Source organism: Acinetobacter sp. RG5, assembly GCF_031844265.1.
Classification (GTDB): Bacteria; Pseudomonadota; Gammaproteobacteria; order Pseudomonadales; family Moraxellaceae; genus Acinetobacter.
The window spans coordinates 41361-60220 of record NZ_JAUZUV010000003.1 but is presented as its reverse complement, the minus strand read 5'-3'; the positions used below and the strand labels follow the sequence as shown (position 1 = coordinate 60220).

Below are 18860 nucleotides of genomic sequence, written 5' to 3'. Positions count from 1 at the left end.
GTATGTCTGTAAATAATCCTCCCCTAACCCCTCCTTTAAAAAAGGAGGGGGACAACAGGATGGCTTATGTGGGCCGGTTCGCGCCATCGCCAACCGGCCCTTTGCATTTTGGCTCCCTCATTACCGCAGTTGCCAGTTACTGCGATGCCAAAGCCAATCAAGGCACATGGCTGGTCCGGATTGAAGATACCGATATTCCCCGCATTTATCGCGGCAGCGAAGAGCATATCCTGCGTGCCATGGAAGCCTTTCAGCTTGAACCTGATGCCGAAATCATTTTCCAGAAAGACCGTTTAGATATTTACGAAGACGTCATTCAGCAATTACGTCAGCAAGGTCTGGTTTATGCCTGCCAATGCACCCGTAAAATGCTAGGTTCCAACCACATCTATCAGAATACCTGCCGCGACTTGAGTCTGGCTTTTGAGCATCAAGCCATTCGCCTAAAAGTTGAAGATGTTGAAATCTGTTTTGAAGACCGGCTACAAGGTCGGCACTGTTCAGAACTAAAAAAAGATCTGGGTGATTTTGTCTTAAAACGTCGTGATGGCATTATCAATTACCAACTGGCTGTAGTGGTCGATGATTATCTGCAAGGGATGACCCACGTGGTACGTGGAGCTGATCTTTTAGATAATACCGAACGGCAAATCTATCTGGGGCAGTTACTCGGTTATCCGCGTCTAAGCTATATGCATCTACCGCTGGCAATGAATGATCAGGGGCAAAAACTTTCAAAACAGAATCTGGCCCAAGGACTGGATTTAAGTCAGGCGCCACAATTATTAAAACAGGCACTTCAGGCTTTGCATCAGGCTGAAGTTGATTTGGACACTCCCGAACGGATGCTGCAACAGGCAGTGGCGCAATGGGATATCGAGCAGATTCCACATACAACTGAGCTACAAGGTCACTATTTATAAAAACAGCTTTTCACTTAAGCTAGACTTCTACAATGAAAAATAGATAGGAAGAAGAGTATGTTTTTTATTTTTGGCGTCGGCCCTAAAACCAAAACCATTGAGAAAAGCCAGTTTCTGTGTCCGGTCTGCCGTACTCGTTCGGGCTATGAGCTAAAACAGCAGCGTAATTATTTTTCTTTATTTTTTATACCCTTGATTCCACTTTCCAAGCCTAAATCTGCTTTTGTGACCTGTTCCAATTGTGGAACCGCAATGCCGAGCACGGTACTGGACCATGCTCAGCCAGAGCCAGGACGAAACTCCAATCTAGAAGCTTGATTCTTCGCGGCTTGGATTGACCTGACGCGTGGTCGAATCAATTTTCAGAATCAGACTGATCATGACCGCACAGATAATCAGGGATGAACCGCCATAACTAATAAATGGCAAGGTCAAACCCTTGGTCGGCAACATGCCCATATTCATACCGGCATTCACCAGAATCTGTAACAGGAAAATGATACTGATGCCATAAGCCAGATAGCCGGCACGCAAATATTGATGCTGCAAGGCGCGGTGTCCAATGCGGATACAGCAAACCAGCATGGTGAAGGACAAGATCAGGATGGTTGAAATACCTAAAAAGCCAAATTCTTCACCCAAAATTGCCAGCATGAAATCGGTATGCGCCTCAGGCAAATAAGACATTTTCTGGATACTATGCCCCAAGCCTACCCCTGCCCATTCCCCACGGCCAAAGGCCATAAGGGCATTAGAGAGCTGATAACCGGTGCCTAAGGGATCTTCCCAAGGATTCGAAAAAGACAGCAGACGTTGCAGACGATACGGTTCCAACAGAATCGCGGCAGCAAATGCGCCGACCAAGGTCATAAAAGCCACACCGAACTGAATCCACGGCGCACCCGCCAGAAAGAACACGCCAAGCATGGTTAAGGTAATTACCACGGTTGCACCCAAGTCAGGCTCGAGAATAATCAAACCGACGGTAGCACCCATGATGGCACTTAAACGGACCAGACCCTTGATATTATTCCGTACTTCTTCCGCACGGCGCACCACGTAGTCTGCAGTAAAAATTGCCATCATCACTTTGGCGACTTCCGAAGCCTGTAAGGTAAAGCCTGCGATCCGAATCCAGCGTTTGGAACCATTGACTTCCGTCCCGACAAATAGCACGGCCACCAAAAGTACGATGGTAATAATCCACAAAAAGAAAGTGTTATTAAACCAGACTTTTAAGGGGATTTTATAAGCCAGAAAAGCTGCTACGGCAGCGACAAAAATCGAAATCCCATGTCGGCTAATATAGTGAAACGGATTTTCATGCATACGTTCTGCATAGGGCATCGAGGCCGATGCCACCATGATCGAACCAATGCAGAGCAAAGCCAACACACAGAAAATCAATACATTCCGTGGATTCACTTCAGCAGGTATTCTAGGTATCCACTGCGTATAAAATTGATTTAATTTATTGATCGTAGTCTGAGCAAACCCAGCCATATCACGAATCCTTGTTATTCTTAATTGAGTTCATTCACATACGCAACAAACTTGCGACCACGCTCAGGATAACCCGAGAACATATCAAAACTTGCGCATGCAGGAGACAATAGCACGACATCATGTGCCTGAGTGTGCTTTTGGCAGATTTCTACTGCCTGCTGCAAGCTGTCCGCATGAATCAGTTCAGTCGTACCCGCAATCGCTGCTTCAATGACGGGACGATCTTCACCGATTAATACCGCTACTTTGGCATATTTGCTTAATGATTCACGCAAGGCTTTAAAGTCCTGCCCTTTGCCCTGACCACCGAGAATAATCGCGACCTTACCGCCTTGGGCTTCAATGGCCATGCCGAGACCGTCCAGTGCTGCCAAGGTTGCGCCGATATTGGTACCTTTGGAGTCGTTATAATAACGTACGCCCTGCACTTCTTTAACGAATTCACAGCGATGTTCCAGACCTTTAAAGGTCTTCAAGGTGTTCAGCATGCTTTCCAGTGGCAGGCCAATCGCTTCACCCAGCGCCAGACAGGCCAAGGCATTGGCAACATTATGCGTGCCCTGCATATACATCTCGGTACTTTTCAGCAGACGCTCACGACCACGCGCCAGCCAGATGCTGCCATCCGTATCCTTGAGAATACCGTACTGGTTCATATCTGGTGCATTCAGGCCGAAGCTTTGGATCGGTGTTACGTCCGGTACCAACGGACGGGTCAGAGAATCATCACGGTTATAGACGACTTTTTTCACACCCTGGAAAATCCGGTGTTTCGCCGTATGATAACCCATCATATCGCCATGACGATCCAGATGATCTTCACTCATGTTCAACACCACCGCGACTTCAGCCGCCAGATTTGAGGTGGTTTCCAGCTGAAAACTGGACAGCTCAAGTATATACAGCTCAGGATCATCTTTGGTGAGGTCTAGCGCAGGACGGCCTAAGTTACCACCGACAGCGACTTTTTTGCCTGCATCTGCTGCCATCAGGCCAATCAAGGTAGTCACGGTACTTTTGGCATTAGAACCGGTAATCGCCACAATAGGCTTATCCGTAGCACGACGTAAAATCTGGATTTCACTGACCACCGGAATACCCTTGTTAATCGCTGCCTGAATTTCAGGAAGTTTAGGATCAAGCCCCGGGCTGATCACGATTTCTTCTGCAGACAGCAACAGCTCGGCATCAAACTGACCAAAACTGGTCTGAACCTCAGCGGGTATCTGGTCATGTCCGGGCGGGTTAGCTCTAGAATCTGTTACTGCAACGCGGTAGCCCTGACTATGCAAGAAATTGACTGCTGCAACACCTGATATTCCGAGTCCTGCAACGACTTTTAACCCACCACGTTGTATTAACATTTTCGCCCCATATTTTGGTCTATTTTGAAACTGACGAAATGGTAGCACTTTGCTGTTTTGAATGCCTTTTCTGATTGGCTTTTCTGCACATTTTTTTGTGTCCATGCGTAAAAAAACCGTCATGATCATGACGGTTTTTAAAATTCAGCCAGAAAAGGAAATTATTTCCATTTCACCGCTTGTTGGGCTGGCTTTTCTTCTGAACTTTTTTCTGAAACCGGACAGGCACAGTTGCCACCACAGCCTGCAGCCATACCCGGTTGCAGCCATTTGGCCAGACGCTTCCAGCCCTTGGCTGCACAGGCATCAGACAGCTTCTGGAAGACTGAGTTAGAGGTGTTCGGAAACACCTTTTTGAATACGACCAGCATGCTCCAAAGCACCAGTGCTGCCACAATGAAAATTTCAATCATCTCAATCTCCCATACATATACAATGCAGCACACTCAATTGGCCAAGGCCAAACTGAGATTTAGCCCAAATAATATGAAGCAATTTGATAAGTCAGGAATGACATGAAATATGCCAGACCAAACAGGTAAATGGTCATGATACTGACAGTTTTCCAGGAACCCGTTTCACGTTTCACCGTTGCCAGGGTCGCCAGACAGTGTGGTGCATAAATAAACCACACCAGCAAAGACAAACCTGTCGCCACTGACCAGCCCAGATCACCTCCACCGCTGATCAGCGCAGCCAGACCTTCAGACATCGCATCTTCATCAACTGCCGACATTGCATAGACTGTGCCCAGTGCTGCAACGACCACTTCACGCGCTGCCATCGCCGGAATCAGGGCAATACAGATCTGCCAGTTAAAACCGAGGGGTGCAAAGATCGGTTGCATCAGATGACCGAGCATCCCTGCCAATGAATAATCAATGGCCGGCAGGGTTGCGCCTTCTGGTGGCTGCGGGAACGTACACAGGAACCACAGCACAATCGATAAGGCGAAGATGATGCCGCCGACACGTTTCAAGAAGATTTTGCCGCGATCCAATAAGCCGATCCAAACGTTCTTCAAGTCCGGAAAACGGTAGCTTGGCAGTTCCATCAGCAGCATGTGCTGTGATTTATCTTTGTGGAAGAATTTCAACACAAAAGACACCAGCAAAGCACTTACGATACCCGCCATATACAGACCGAAGAGCACCAGACCTTGCAGATTCAGGAAGCCCCAGACAGTTTGTGCCGGTATAAATGCCGCAATCAGCAAGGCATAAACCGGCAAACGCGCCGAACAGGTCATTAAAGGTGCAACAAAAATCGTGGTTAAACGATCTCGTGGATCACTAATGGTCCGCGATGCCATAATCCCCGGAATGGCACAGGCAAAGCTGGACAATAACGGAATAAAGGCACGTCCTGACAAACCGGCTTTAAACATCAGTTTATCGAGCAAGAATGCTGCACGCGGTAAATAACCCGATTCTTCCAGTACCAGAATAAAGAAGAACAGAATCAGAATTTGTGGCAGGAATACGACTACTCCGCCTGCACCGGCAATAATCCCATCTACCACCAGACTATTCAGCAAGGGATGAGAAATATATTCGCCGAGGAACTCACCCAGCCAGCCAAAGAAGGATTCAATCCCATCCATAAACGGCGCAGCCCAGGCAAATACCGCCTGGAAAATCACGAACATCATCACGGCCAGACTAATTAAGCCCAATACCGGATGCAGAAAAATCTTGTCAAGAAAATCTGTACGTTTATCTTCCTGATCGACGAAATTAACCACGTCATTCAGAATGTTTTCCACGCGCTGGTGACTGTCACCTTTCAAGCCGCTGAGTTCGGTCTGTGGTACAGAATACTTGCCTTGATCCAGCGCATTTTTCAGGTTTTCAATCCCTGAATTGCGCACAGCCACCGTTTCTACCACAGGTACGCCCAGTCGCTCAGACAGCTTCTGGGTATTGATCTGCATGCCACGACGGCGTGCTTCATCCATCATGTTCAGCACAACCAGCACCGGACGACCCAGTGCAATCATTTCCAGCACCAGACCCAGATGCAGTTTCAGATTGGTGGCATCTACCACACATAAAAATGCATCCTGCTCCTGCTCTTCCGCAATTTTACCTTGTACGACGTTGCGGGTGATTTCTTCATCCGGACTGGTTGCATCCAGACTATAGGTTCCCGGCAAATCCAGTACCCGTACCGCTTTGCCTGAGGCAAGCTGAAACGTACCGACTTTACGTTCAACCGTCACACCCGCATAGTTACCGACTTTTTGGCGCGTTCCGGTTAAATGGTTGAATAATGAAGTTTTACCGCAGTTAGGGTTACCGACAAGGGCAATACGTAATGTATGACTCATGCCGACACCGCCTGTTCGATTTCAATTTTGGCTGCTTCTGATTTACGCAAAGCAAAACGTGTGAATCCAACTTGAATCAAAATGGGATCTCCACCAAAAATACCTTTAGTAATGACCTGTACCTTTGTACCTGGTACAAAGCCTAAAGTTTCCAAACGACTCGCGACGACATCGTGTAGAGCACTTTCACCATCAGTTGTTCGACTCACTTTTCGAATGATGGCAATTTGTTTTGCTTTTAAATCAGACAAACGCACCGTGAAATTCCTAAACTATTTTGTACAGTATACAAACAAATGAGAATAATTAACAAATAAGATTAATTACATTTCGATTTAGCCTTATACCACATCGACACTGTCATAAAATTAAACTACAGTAGAGAATACCAATCCCGATTATCGCTTTTTCAGATCAGATCCTTTCACCCTATGCTGAATAAAAAACCCCGTATTCCTGCCCCTGTCCAGATTCCTGATGCGTTCAGTTATTTACAGGGTTTTCGTGATTATCTGATTGCGCAAACGGTCAGCCCGCATACCCGCAATGCCTATTTGTCCGATCTGGTGCAATGTGCAGAATGCCTGAGCAAGCCTCTACCGGAATGGAATCATGATGATATTTCCGATGTACTGATTGCGCTGACCAAACAGCAAAAAAGTCCACGTTCGATTGCCCGCTGCCTGTCTGCCTTGCGTTCATTTTATAAATTTCTGCGCGAGCAAAAACTGCGTAGCGACAATCCGGTGGCTGCACATAAAACCCCAAAACTGGGCCGGGCCTTACCCAAAGATCTCTCCGAAGCAGATGTCGAAGCCTTAATTCATGCCCCTAATATCAACACAGCATTAGGACTGCGTGATCGAGCCATGTTCGAAGTGCTGTATGCCTGCGGACTCCGGGTGACCGAACTGATTAACTTACGTCTGGAACTGATCAACTTAAAACAGGGTTATTTACGGATTGTCGGTAAAGGCAATAAAGAACGTCTGGTGCCGATGGGACAAATGGCCTGTGAATGGGTAGAAAAATATCTGAATGAAGCCCGTCCGCAACTGTATAAGACTTCGACCGATTATCTGTTTTTGACCCAGCATGGCGGCATCATGAGCCGGCAGAATTTCTGGTATGCCATTAAGCGTTATGCGCTGCAGGCCGGAATCCAGTCCGAACTGTCACCGCATACCTTGCGCCATGCCTTTGCGACGCATTTACTCAATCATGGCGCAGACTTACGCGTGGTACAGATGCTGCTCGGGCATACTGATCTGTCTACCACCCAAATTTATACCCATGTAGCACAAGTACGGATGCAACAGCTACACGCGACCCATCATCCACGAGCTTAAAACATATCCGGATGGAATAAACTGAGAAGTTTGACGTGTGGGTATTTTTTTTTGTTATGCTAATGCTCTGTTTTTAATCCAAGAAGAAAAGGGTTTTTTATGACATTTGCCCGCTCAAAAATTTTTATGGCTTGCACACTTGCTGCTGGTTTGGGCCTGACTGCGTGTTCCAATTCCACTAACAACGATAAAAAGCAAGAGTTGACTGCGAGCGCACCGGCGACGGGCGAAGCCTCTACCCTGACCGAACGTAATGCCCAACAGCGCCTGGTTTCGACCTTGGAAAAGCATTTCAAGACTGCCGGCATCAGTGCCAAAATCACCGACATTAAAGCCACCGAAGTCCCGAACCTGTTCTGGGTCAGCCTGGAAGGCATGTCTGCGGTCTATGTCACCAGTGACGGTAAATATCTGATTCAGGGCGATGTGATCCGTCTCGGTGACAAACAGCTGCACAATGTCAGCGAGAACCTGCAAGCAGGCATCAACAATAAACTCTTTGCTGAACTCAAGCCAGCCGACTTACTGGTCTATCCAGCTAAAGGCAAAGCCAAGCATGTGGTTTATGTGTTTACCGATGTCAGCTGTCCGTATTGCCATAAATTCCATGAGCAAATGGATGAGATGAATGCCAAAGGCATTGAAGTGCGTTATATCGCCTGGCCGCGTGGTGAACAGCATATGCCGGCCATGGAAGCAATCTGGTGCAGTGCCGACCGTCGCAGTGCCTTTGACCAGGCGATTTCAGGCGCACAGATTAGTGCAGAGAAATGTGAAAATCCTGTTCAAGATCAATATCAAATGGGTCTGAATATGGGCGTGAATGGCACCCCTGCCATTTATAATTCAGAAGGTACTTATCTGGGCGGTTACCTGTCTACATCGGAATTATTGAATCGGCTTAAATAACTCATTTTAATACGTTATTTAACTTTATTTTATAGATAAAGATATTCTGAAATGACCCTAGAGTCAGGCGGGTTTTTTAGCTATGATCTAGGCTCTTGTAAAAAACTGTTTATATTTGGAGTGTGACGTGAAACCAGTTCGTCTGGCAATCCTCGGTCTTGGTACTGTAGGTGGTGGTGCCTTGAAACTATTAAAAGAAAATGCTGCTGAGATCAAACGTCGCACCGGTCGTGAAATTGAAATTACCCATGTAGGCACCCGTCGTCCACGTCCTGATCTGGATCTGCCAGAATCGGTCAAACAAAGTGCCGACTTGATGGACATCGTACGTCAACCTGATGTAGACGTCGTGGTGGAAGTCATGGGCGGAATTCATCCTGCTTTTGAAATTATTATGGAAGCCATGAAACATGGCAAACATATTGTAACGGCCAACAAAGCACTCTTGGCTGAACACGGCAACGAACTGTTTAAAGCGGCTGAAGACAATGCCGTACAGATTGCCTATGAAGCCGCAGTGGCTGGTGGCATTCCGATTATTAAAGTGATTCGTGAAGGTCTGGCAGCCAACAAGATTGAATGGCTGGCCGGTATTATTAACGGCACGGGTAACTTCATTCTTAGTGAAATGCGTGAAAAAGGCCGCGCTTTTGAAGATGTGCTAAAAGAAGCTCAAGAACTCGGTTATGCCGAAGCCGATCCGACCTTTGATGTGGAAGGAATTGATGCAGCTCACAAGCTAACGATTCTGGCCTCATGTGCCTTTGGTATTCCACTACAGTTTGACAAAGTCTTTACTGAAGGCATTGGCAAAATCACTGCACAAGATGTGAAATATGCCGAAGACCTCGGTTTCCGGATTAAACACCTGGGTATTGCACGCCGTACCGATGCCGGGATTGAACTCCGTGTACACCCGACTCTGATTCCAGATGACCAGCTGATTGCCAATGTTAACGGCGTGAAAAATGCGGTTCTGGTACAAGCGAATGCGGTTGGCCCAACACTGTACTATGGTGCTGGCGCGGGTGCGGGACCAACGGCTTCTGCGGTTGTTGCCGATGTGGTTGATATTGTCCGTGACATTATTTACACAGAAGACGGCGCAGGCACCATTCCGCAACTGGCTTTTGAAGCGCTCAGTGATTTACCGATCTTGAGTCGTGAACAAATGACCACCGGCTATTACATCCGTATTAATGCCGAAGATCAGATGGGCGTGCTTGCCGATGTGACCACGATTCTCAGTCGTGCCGGCATCAGTATTGATGCGATCATGCAGCAACCACGTTTATCCAAAGACCTTATTCCTATCGTGATTCTGACTGATCCTATCGTCGAATCAAAAATGGATGCAGCGCTTTCACAAATTCAAGCATTACCCGTCATTCATGGCGAAATTGTACGAATTCGTTTAGAATCGCTTGATAATTAATCGGGTTGAGGGGAGGATTCCCCTTGCCAAGCTCTACACACAATTGGAACATCATCATGTCGAATGCCAATCGTTATACTGGTTTAGTTGACCGCTATCGCGACCGTTTACCAGTGTCTGCAACTACTCGTGCGATCTCTTTGGGTGAAGGTAATACTCCACTGATCAAGCTTGAGAATATTCCACGCATTATTGGTAAAGATGTTGAAATTTATGTGAAGTACGAGGGCTTAAACCCGACTGGTTCATTTAAAGACCGCGGTATGACTATGGCGGTGACCAAAGCCGTTGAAGAAGGCTCTAAAGCCATCATCTGCGCATCTACTGGTAACACCTCTGCGGCGGCGGCGGCATATGCTGCGCGTGCTGGCATCAAAGCATTCGTGCTCATCCCTGAAGGAAAAATTGCCATGGGTAAAATGGCTCAAGCGATGATGTATGGTGCGATCACCATGCAAATTCGCGGTAACTTCGATGACGGTATGCGTCTGGTTAAAGAAGTTGCCGATCAGGCACCGGTAACGATTGTAAACTCAATCAACCCATACCGCCTGCAAGGTCAAAAAACCATTGCTTATGAAATCGTTGAAGCTTTAGGTCGTGCACCGGATTATCACTGCCTGCCTGTAGGTAACGCGGGTAACATCACTGCACACTGGATGGGTTATACCGAAGCGGTGGCTAACCAGTCGAAAGAAGAATTTGAGCAAGTCGTTTACGATGCTGAAACTGATGCTTTCACTGGTCCTAAACCGGCAGGTTTGCCAATCATGGCAGGTTACCAAGCCTCTGGTGCTGCACCGTTCCTTCGTGGCGGTCCAGTAGAAAACCCGGAAACTGTTGCAACTGCGATTCGTATCGGCAATCCGCAAAGCTTCAATCATGCTAAAGCGGTTGTTCGTGATTCAAACGGCTGGTTTGATGAACTGACTGATGCGGAAATTCTTGAAGCTCAACGTCTGCTTTCTATGTATGAAGGTGTATTCGTAGAGCCTGCGTCTGCTGCGTCTGTCGGCGGTGCGATCCGTGATATTAAAGCGGGTAAAATTGCTGAAGGTTCAGTGATCGTATGTACCGTAACGGGTAACGGTCTGAAAGATCCAGACACTGCCATCAAGCAATGTGCTGATGCTGTGATGCTGTCGATTGATGCGACCATGACTCAAGTTAAAGACTCTATTCTGTCGAATATGTAATTTCGGCCAGAATTAAAAAAACCCTGCAAGTGCAGGGTTTTTTTATGAACCAATCAATTAGATTCGTTTAGGTTGCTGGCTAACCCAACTCATTAAACGGGTCGCATCATTGGTACGCGCCTGTGAGCTGTTTGCACCTAAAAGTACCACTGCCACAGGACGGTTATTCAGAGTGGTGTGCATCACCACACAGCGCCCTGCTTCATTAATAAAACCGGTTTTAGAAATATTGATATTCCATCCGCCATTACGTACCAAGGCATTGGTATTATTCGATTTCAATACACGATAACCCAAGTTAAAGTCATAGCTTGGCGTGGTCGAGAACTGACGAATCAGGCCGTATTGAGAGGCCGTATTTACCAAGATTCCCAAGTCACGAGCTGATGCCACGTTACCCGGATGCAAACCTGTTGATTCCATAAAGCGAGTGGAGTTCATTCCCAGCTCTTTAGCTTTTACATTCATTTTGGCAATAAACGCTGATCGACCACCGGGATAGGTCCGTGCCAAAGCGGCTGCAGCCGGATTCTCGGACTTCATCAGAGCAAACAGTAAAGCTTCAGCACGGTTCATGCTGTCCCCTGCTCTTAAAGTCGAGCTTGAGCTTTTACAGCCTGAACAGGAAAAATCAGCCTGTTGCAGGGTGATTTTTTCCGACATATTCAGACGTGCATCAGAAATCACCACCGCTGTCATCAGCTTGGTAATCGATGCAATCGGATAGGCAGTATTGGTATTTTTGCTAAACAGCACTTCACCGGTTTGCGCATCCATGACCAGTGCAGCCCGTGCATTGACAGAAGGTTGATTACTAAAATGATTGGTATCAATAATCTGCGGCGCAGTATAAGCAGGTTTGATTACTGCTGGCGCTGCTGTGCCGGCCTGACGCAAAGTGGTGGTCACTGTTGCAGACCCGGGTGGCGAAGGCTCATTGGCTGACGCATTAAAATCATCGCTCATTAACTGGTTAACTTCTTCAGAAGACCAACTAATGCTGGAACCGTCCTCTGCCGTGCCAGAATTCATAATGATTTCAGCAAAACTTGTCGTGCTCATGCTGATTAACACGGACAGGCCGAGTAGATGCCTTAAAGACTTGTTTATTTTCTTCACTATTCCTTCACTCAACTAACAGAGGTAAGATTGATTTGCGTATTACCTCTAATATGCCTTACATTTAAACACAATGCCGAACATTTTTTGTTCTTGACACTGTGTGATAAGTTTCAGATTTAATCTTGCGAATAGGATTGCTAATTTTGTACTTTCATTGCAAGCTTATTTTGCTTTATGTAACAAAAAAATGATTTTTTTAACAGAGGGAGAGCGTAGGTGATCACAGTTTTAGTTGTGGACGACCATGAATTAGTTCGTACTGGAATTTGCAGAATGCTAGAAGACCATGCGGAGGTTCAGGTAATTGGACAAGCTGAATCTGGTGAAGAAGCGATCTCTCTAGTTCGTCAACATCATCCTGATGTAGTTTTGTTAGATGTGAATATGCCGGGCATTGGTGGCGTAGAAACCACGCGCCGTCTACTTCAGAGTGCGCCGGAAACCAAAGTTTTGGCGGTTAGCGGTTTAGCAGAAGAGCCTTATCCGTCCCTGTTATTGAAAGCCGGTGCCAAAGGTTATATCACCAAAGGGGCCCCGATTTCGGAAATGGTCCGTGCGATTAACAAAGTCATGCAAGGCGGCAAATATTTCAGTGCAGACATTGCGGAACAGTTAGCAAGCTCTTACCTTTCTGATACACAACAATCGCCTTTTGATGCATTGTCAGAGCGTGAAATGCAAGTCGCGATGATGGTCGTGAATTGTATCAGCGCCCAGGAAATTGCCGACAAGCTCTTTGTGAGTGTTAAAACCGTGAATACTTATCGTTACCGTATTTTTGAAAAACTGAATATCGATAGCGATGTTAAACTGACTCATCTGGCCATGCGCTATGGACTCATTAAACCTTAGCTTTTAACGATTTCCGGTGCATATGGCACAACAAAAAAACTATGCTGAACTGAATCAATACCATCTCGGTATCTGGTACAGCGCTTATCGTCTGCTGATCAGCACCGGTTTGTTGCTGATTTTTATGCTGACCTACCCCGAACTCACCACCGATTATCAATACCCGCAGCTGTATTATTATGCACTGGGAATCGGGGTTGCGATCAATACCGTACAGCTGTTTGTGCTGAAATGGATCAGACGCCTGATCCAGCCGCAGCTGATTATGATTTTCTTTAGCGATGTCTGCGTTTTAAGTTTGCTGACTTTGGCGAGCGACGGTCCTAATCTGCAAATTGGGCTGTTGTTTGTGATTACTATCTTTTCTGCATCTTTATTATTAGATGCAAAAAAGGCCTTGGTCGTCACCCTCATTGCAGTCATTAGTGTTATTTATCAGCATTTTATCGGCAGTATTTTTGCGTTTTCTTCACTCAGCAATATCAGTAATAGCGCCCTGCTGGCCTTTTTGTTTTTTGTGGTTTATGGCACTGGACAAATTGCCGTGCGCCGTTTTCAGATTCTGGAAAATTTGAATTTTTCTCAATCGCTGGAACTGCATCGCTTACAGAATATTAACCGCTATATTCTGGAACAGATTGAAACCGGTTATCTGGTTCTGGATGAAAACTATCATGTGGTACTCAGTAATCCTGCCGCCTGTAATCTTCTTGGAATTGAGTCCAAATACGGCCATGAGAAATTTACTTTATCTCAATCACAGCCAGATTTATTTGAACTGATCCATTTTGAAACGCTAGAAAATGGTGAGCGCTTTCAGTTTGAATCCCAGCAAAGTCGCTATAATATTCATGTGCAGGTGCAAAAACTGATTGTGCCGCATCAGACTCTAATGCTACTGGTGTTACAGGATGCCAAAAAACTGAATCAGCAGGTGCAGCAACTTAAACTTGCTGCACTGGGTCAACTCTCAGCCAGTATTGCCCATGAAATTCGTAACCCCTTGGCGGCCATTGTGCAGGCCAATGATTTGTATCTGGACTCAGAAACTGAACAGCAACAGCTACTCCAGCAGATGATTGGCCGACAGGCGACCCGGATTGACCGGATTATTCAGGACACGCTGAATATGGTCAAAAATAAAGAAACCCACCCGATACCGATTCATCTCAATGAATTTATCCCGTTATTTATCCAGGAAGATCTGGCCGATATTCGCGATCAGATTCAATTTAATATTGATATCCCGCTAGTGATTCAGTTTGATGAAGCACAATTCCGGCAAATCCTGATTAATCTGATTCGTAATGCCATTCGTCACAATTCAGCAGATGCAGCCTATATTCAGCTGAATGTGCATCCTTATGAACATCGGGTCTGGATTGATGTACGGGATTTTGGCTCTGGCGTAGCCGTACATGATCAAGCTCTATTGTTCAAACCCTTTTTTAGCACATCGATTAGTGGTACCGGATTAGGATTGTATTTATCACATAGTTTTTGCGAAGCAAATCAGGCACAATTAAACTATATACAACAAGAACAGGGCGCATGCTTTCGCATCAGCTGTCAACGTATTACGCTTTAAAGGGGTCAAGGAAGATGAATGGGGAACAACAACCACTGGTGCTTTTGGTGGATGATGAGGAAGATTTGTGTACCCTCATGCAAATGTCATTGCTGCGCATGGGAATTCGTACGCACATTGCCCACCGTTTGGAAGATGCTAAAAAATGCCTTGCCAATCATCAATATGATGCCTGTCTGACTGACCTAAACCTGCCCGATGGCAATGGTTTGGAGTTACTGGACTGGATTGGCAGCCTCTATCCGGCACTTCCGGTCGCAGTTCTGACCGCCTATGGCAACATGGAAATCGCCATTGCTGCGCTCAAAGCCGGGGCCTTTGATTTTGTCAGCAAACCGATCAATCAGAAACATCTGGAACAACTCTTACAAAAAGCCCTGAATAAACCGGTGGATTATTCGCATAATAATCCAAATGAAGCGCTTGAACATAAAATGCTGATTGGACAATCCCTGCCGATCCAGCAACTACGTATTACCTTACAAAAAATTGCCCGATCCCAAGCACCGGTTTTTATCACTGGTGAATCGGGAACAGGTAAAGAAGTCGTGGCCAATCTGGTCCATCGCCTGAGTAACCGCAATGAAGGTCCTTTTATTGCGATTAACTGTGGCGCCATTCCGACTGAGTTGATGGAAAGCGAACTGTTTGGGCATAAGAAAGGCAGCTTTACCGGCGCTGCTCAGGACAAACAGGGACTGATTCAATCTGCCCATGGTGGCAGTCTGTTTCTGGATGAAATTGCAGAATTACCGCTTTCTATGCAGGTCAAATTGTTACGTGCCGTACAGGAAAAACGTATTCGTCCACTCGGTTCGGATACCGAAATTGATGTGGATTTCCGTGTGATCAGTGCCACGCATCAGGATCTGGAAGCCTTGGTGCAACAAGGCAAATTCCGTCAGGATTTATATTTCCGTATTCATGTAATGGATCTGACTTTACCGCCATTACGTGAACGAGGCCAGGATATTCTGTTATTGGCCGAACACTTTATTCAGAAGATTTGCCAGGAATGGGGCATTCCCAATAAAAAACTGACCGAACGTAGCAAAGAGTTCTTATTGGGACAATATTATCCAGGTAATGTACGTGAATTGCGTAATATTATGGAACGCGCAATTACTTTAAGTGATGAAGAGCGGATTGATCTTCAGCATTTGCAGAGTGCACCGCTACGTCATGCGCTTAACAGCCCTCAGGAGATAAATACGCTCACGAGCGAGATCATTGCGACCGAAACCCTGATTGCACCTAAAAAGCTGCCTGAAGAGGGTCTAGAACTATATTTGGAAAAGGTCGAGAAAGAAATTTTACTGAATGCGCTGAATCTGACCCATTGGAACCGGACACTGGCCGCCAAAAAACTCGGCATGTCATTCCGTTCCCTGCGCTATCGTTTGAAAAAGTTCGGACTGGATACCGAAGAAGACGAATAATTATTTTTGCAGGAGCAGCAAGTCTGTGACATGTTCCAGATAACTCTCCTCACGCATTTCCTGCTTAAACGGATAGTTGAAATGCGGCTGTACGCCCCGCCCTTCAATCATCTGGCCACTCGGGCTAAAGTATTGCGATACTGTCATCTGTAGAGCCGAACCGTTGCTTAAAGGAAAAAGTTTCTGTACTACGCCTTTGCCATAGCTTTTTTCGCCTACGACCCAGGCACGGTTATGTTCTTTCAGGGCTGCTGTAAACACTTCTGCTGCAGAAGCCGAGCGGTTATTAATCAATACCCCAACTTTCAGATTCTGAAACTCAAAACTCGGCAAGGCCTGAAATTGCTGATTACCTTCAGCGCGGCTTTTGGTCGACACAATCACGCCCTGATTCAAAAATAAATCGGCAGATTCAACTGCAGCCGAGAGTAAGCCACCGGGATTATTGCGTAAATCAAATAGCACGGCTTTTAAGCGCTTGTCGGCATAGCTTTCGATTAGACGTTTGATTTCATTGGCAGTATCTTGCTGAAAAACCTTGACCTGTAAAACCAGAACCTGATTATTGTGCAGGCTCGATTTAATTTCAGTATCCAGTTTGGTATTGCGGACCAGACGAACGGCCGGACTTTGCGGGGAGAGCTGAATCATGAGCGTAGAGCCAACGGCTCCGCTCAATAACTGCCGGACTTGTTCCTGATTCAGGCTATTTAATACCTGATCGTCAATTTTATAAACCGTGACGCCATTTCGAAGTCCCTGCTTGGCTGAATCAGCATCGGAACTCAGTCCCTGAACTACCCATTGCTTCAACCGCGGGTCAAATTGCAGATCAAAATCAATGCTGGCCAGATCACCTTCGGTATATTCACGCAGCTGCTTATAATCTTCAGGCGACAAATAGCGGGAATAGCGGTCTAAGCCACTGACCAGACCCTGAATGGCCTGTTGGAATAAGGCATCGTCATTTTTATCTTGAATATAATTGTCTTTCACGATGCCATAAATTTGTACGAATTCCTGAATGGATGCCACAGGAATTTCAGAATAGACCTGCCCATCCATTTCCATATCATCGAATGCGGGCTCATTTGGACCCGCACCCCAAGCTGAATGACTCAAACACATCAGTAAGCATGGTATTACAACAGACTTCCAGCGTGTTCTTGCCATTCTTTGACCTTTTTAGAATTTTATCGAAAATTATGCATCAAGCTGAATCAGGTTACGACCTTGCATTTCAGCAGGTACCGGAACTTGCATCAGACTTAATAAAGTCGGTGCGACATCTGCCAATACACCGCCTTCTGCGATCGTGGCCTGAGTTGGGCCGACATAAATAAACGGAACCAATTCAGTGGTATGCTGAGTATGTACCTGACCACTGTGATAGTCCTGCATCTGCTCTACGTTACCATGATCGGCAGTCACAATCATATGACCTTTTTGCGCCATTACCGCTTCATAAACCCGGCCCAAACAGGTATCAACCGCTTCAACAGCTTTCACCGCAGCATCGAATACACCCGTATGACCGACCATATCACCATTGGCAAAGTTCACCACCAGCAGGTCAAATTCACCTGAATTGATCGCAGCCACCAGCTCATCAGTCACTTCATAAGCACTCATTTCCGGTTTAAGGTCATAAGTGGCTACGTTTGGCGATGGAATCAGGATACGTTTTTCACCTGGGTATTCATCTTCACGGCCGCCGCTGAAGAAGAAAGTCACATGCGCATACTTTTCTGTTTCCGCAATGCGCAGCTGTGTTTTACCCAAATCAGATAAGTATTCACCAATCGAGTTTTTCAACGCTTCAGGCATATACGCTACAGGTGCATCAATCGTGGCTTGATAACGCGTCAGCATGACAAACTTCGCCAAATTCGGCACGACTTTACGTTCAAAACCTGCAAAGTCTTTTTCTACAAATGCGCGAGTCAATTCACGGGCACGATCGGCACGGAAGTTCATGAATACGACGCTGTCGCCATCCTGAATTTTCGCCAGATCGCCAATACGGGTCGCTTTAACAAACTCATCCGACTCATCGGCTGCGTAAGCCTGTTCCAAACCTTCAACTGCGCTGGCAGCTGTACGAACCGCTTCACCTTCAGTCAACAAGCGATAGGCCTGTTCAACACGATCCCAACGGTTGTCACGATCCATGGCAAAATAACGGCCGATCATGGTGGCAATACGACCTTGACCTGGATATTGAGCGAATAAGGCATCGAGTTTTTCTAAAGAAGGTTGTGCGCTTTTAGGCGGCGTATCACGACCATCTAAGAATGCATGTAAATAGACTTGCGCACCGCGTTTTAGCGCTAGCTCTGCCATCGCCACAATATGATCTTCATGGGAGTGCACACCACCTTCAGACAAAAGGCCAAGCAAATGTACTGCCCCACCTGCAGCTTTGGCTTTCTCAACTGCATCGACCAGAACTTCATGTTCAAAGAAGTCGCCCGTACGAATGTCTTTGGTAATCCGGGTAAAGTCCTGATACAGCACACGACCTGCGCCGAGGTTCATATGTCCGACTTCCGAGTTACCCATCTGGCCATCTGGCAGGCCGACATCTTCACCTGAACCCGAGATCAAACCATGCGGATGCTTGTCCTGTATCGCAGTTAAATTTGGTCGTTTAGCTGCTAAAAACGCATTGTCTTCGACCGCTTCGCGATGACCCACACCATCCATAATCACCAAAATGTGAGGGATTTTGCCAGCAGTTGCATCCGTCATAATGAAATACTCTGTTCGTCTACGAATTAATCGCTCTATTTTAGCGAAGTTTATAAAAAGAGGCCATGACCCGTATATGGTTTAAGCCTCTCATGAT

17 protein-coding genes are annotated in these 18860 nt (G+C 46.4%); 9 read left to right on the top strand and 8 right to left on the bottom strand.

The features are described 5' to 3' along the window. Positions 1-2 precede the first annotated feature (2 nt). Positions 3-923: a tRNA glutamyl-Q(34) synthetase GluQRS gene (gene gluQRS, locus Q9R21_RS04365; protein ID WP_311203791.1), complete on the top strand. Its 921-nt coding sequence runs from the start codon at positions 3-5 to the stop codon at positions 921-923. Positions 924-980: 57 nt separating this feature from the next. Continuing rightward, positions 981-1241 carry a zinc ribbon domain-containing protein gene (locus tag Q9R21_RS04360; protein ID WP_004281070.1) on the top strand — a complete coding sequence of 87 codons (261 nt, stop codon included), beginning with the start codon at positions 981-983 and terminating at the stop codon, positions 1239-1241. Here the strand turns inward: Q9R21_RS04360 and ftsW are convergent. The 5 genes from ftsW to Q9R21_RS04335 form a co-directional block, all read right to left on the bottom strand. After that, complete coding sequence (gene ftsW / locus Q9R21_RS04355; protein WP_004281069.1) at positions 1230-2426, bottom strand: putative lipid II flippase FtsW; 1197 nt, start codon at positions 2424-2426, stop codon at positions 1230-1232. The two genes, Q9R21_RS04360 and ftsW, sit on opposite strands and share 12 nt — an antisense overlap. Before the next feature lie 20 nt (positions 2427-2446). Then, on the bottom strand, positions 2447-3793 hold the full coding sequence (gene murD, locus Q9R21_RS04350; protein WP_311203790.1) for a UDP-N-acetylmuramoyl-L-alanine--D-glutamate ligase: 1347 nt from the start codon (positions 3791-3793) through the stop codon (positions 2447-2449). 161 nt (positions 3794-3954) lie between these two features. After that, complete coding sequence (locus Q9R21_RS04345; protein WP_005249694.1) at positions 3955-4206, bottom strand: DUF6587 family protein; 252 nt, start codon at positions 4204-4206, stop codon at positions 3955-3957. A gap of 59 nt (positions 4207-4265) precedes the next feature. Next, a complete protein-coding gene (locus Q9R21_RS04340; protein ID WP_311203789.1) occupies positions 4266-6122 on the bottom strand; it encodes a ferrous iron transporter B in 1857 nt (618 codons plus the stop codon). Continuing rightward, positions 6119-6379, bottom strand: coding sequence for a FeoA family protein (locus Q9R21_RS04335; protein WP_004281065.1), 261 nt, complete (start codon positions 6377-6379; stop codon positions 6119-6121). The genes Q9R21_RS04340 and Q9R21_RS04335 overlap by 4 nt, the downstream gene beginning before the upstream one ends. A gap of 174 nt (positions 6380-6553) precedes the next feature. Here Q9R21_RS04335 and xerD point away from each other — a divergent pair, with 174 nt between their 5' ends. The 4 genes from xerD (at position 6554) to thrC (ending at position 11011) form a co-directional block, all read left to right on the top strand. Continuing rightward, positions 6554-7471 (top strand): site-specific tyrosine recombinase XerD, encoded by a 918-nt coding sequence (xerD, locus tag Q9R21_RS04330; RefSeq protein ID WP_005249692.1) that lies wholly within the window; start codon positions 6554-6556, stop codon positions 7469-7471. A 99-nt stretch (positions 7472-7570) separates the two neighbouring features. Then, the gene (locus Q9R21_RS04325) at positions 7571-8380 is read left to right on the top strand and encodes a DsbC family protein (RefSeq protein WP_311203788.1); all 810 of its coding nucleotides are present in this window, start codon (positions 7571-7573) and stop codon (positions 8378-8380) included. Positions 8381-8507: 127 nt separating this feature from the next. Next, the gene (locus Q9R21_RS04320; RefSeq protein WP_180037291.1) at positions 8508-9815 is read left to right on the top strand and encodes a homoserine dehydrogenase; all 1308 of its coding nucleotides are present in this window, start codon (positions 8508-8510) and stop codon (positions 9813-9815) included. 56 nt (positions 9816-9871) lie between these two features. Further along, entirely contained in the window at positions 9872-11011 is a 1140-nt protein-coding gene (thrC, locus tag Q9R21_RS04315) for a threonine synthase (protein WP_005248423.1), read from the top strand. A 57-nt stretch (positions 11012-11068) separates the two neighbouring features. On the opposite strand, the gene Q9R21_RS04310 is transcribed toward thrC, so the two are convergent. Continuing rightward, positions 11069-12130 (bottom strand): serine hydrolase, encoded by a 1062-nt coding sequence (locus Q9R21_RS04310; RefSeq protein WP_311203787.1) that lies wholly within the window; start codon positions 12128-12130, stop codon positions 11069-11071. Positions 12131-12349: 219 nt separating this feature from the next. On the opposite strand from Q9R21_RS04310, the gene Q9R21_RS04305 reads away from it, so the two are divergent. From Q9R21_RS04305 to Q9R21_RS04295, 3 genes are read left to right on the top strand one after another with little or no spacing between them, the layout of a single operon-like run. Continuing rightward, a complete protein-coding gene (locus Q9R21_RS04305) occupies positions 12350-12985 on the top strand; it encodes a response regulator (protein WP_004281059.1) in 636 nt (211 codons plus the stop codon). 22 nt (positions 12986-13007) lie between these two features. Further along, on the top strand, positions 13008-14573 hold the full coding sequence (locus Q9R21_RS04300; RefSeq protein WP_004732491.1) for a PAS domain-containing sensor histidine kinase: 1566 nt from the start codon (positions 13008-13010) through the stop codon (positions 14571-14573). Positions 14574-14587: 14 nt separating this feature from the next. Then, positions 14588-16012, top strand: a complete 1425-nt coding sequence (locus Q9R21_RS04295) for a sigma-54 dependent transcriptional regulator (RefSeq protein ID WP_005249687.1) — start codon at positions 14588-14590, stop codon at positions 16010-16012. Here Q9R21_RS04295 and Q9R21_RS04290 read toward each other — a convergent pair whose 3' ends face one another. Further along, positions 16013-17185, bottom strand: coding sequence for a S41 family peptidase (locus Q9R21_RS04290; protein WP_311203786.1), 1173 nt, complete (start codon positions 17183-17185; stop codon positions 16013-16015). A gap of 30 nt (positions 17186-17215) precedes the next feature. Next, positions 17216-18763: a 2,3-bisphosphoglycerate-independent phosphoglycerate mutase gene (gene gpmI / locus Q9R21_RS04285; RefSeq protein ID WP_005263948.1), complete on the bottom strand. Its 1548-nt coding sequence runs from the start codon at positions 18761-18763 to the stop codon at positions 17216-17218. Positions 18764-18860 lie beyond the last annotated feature (97 nt).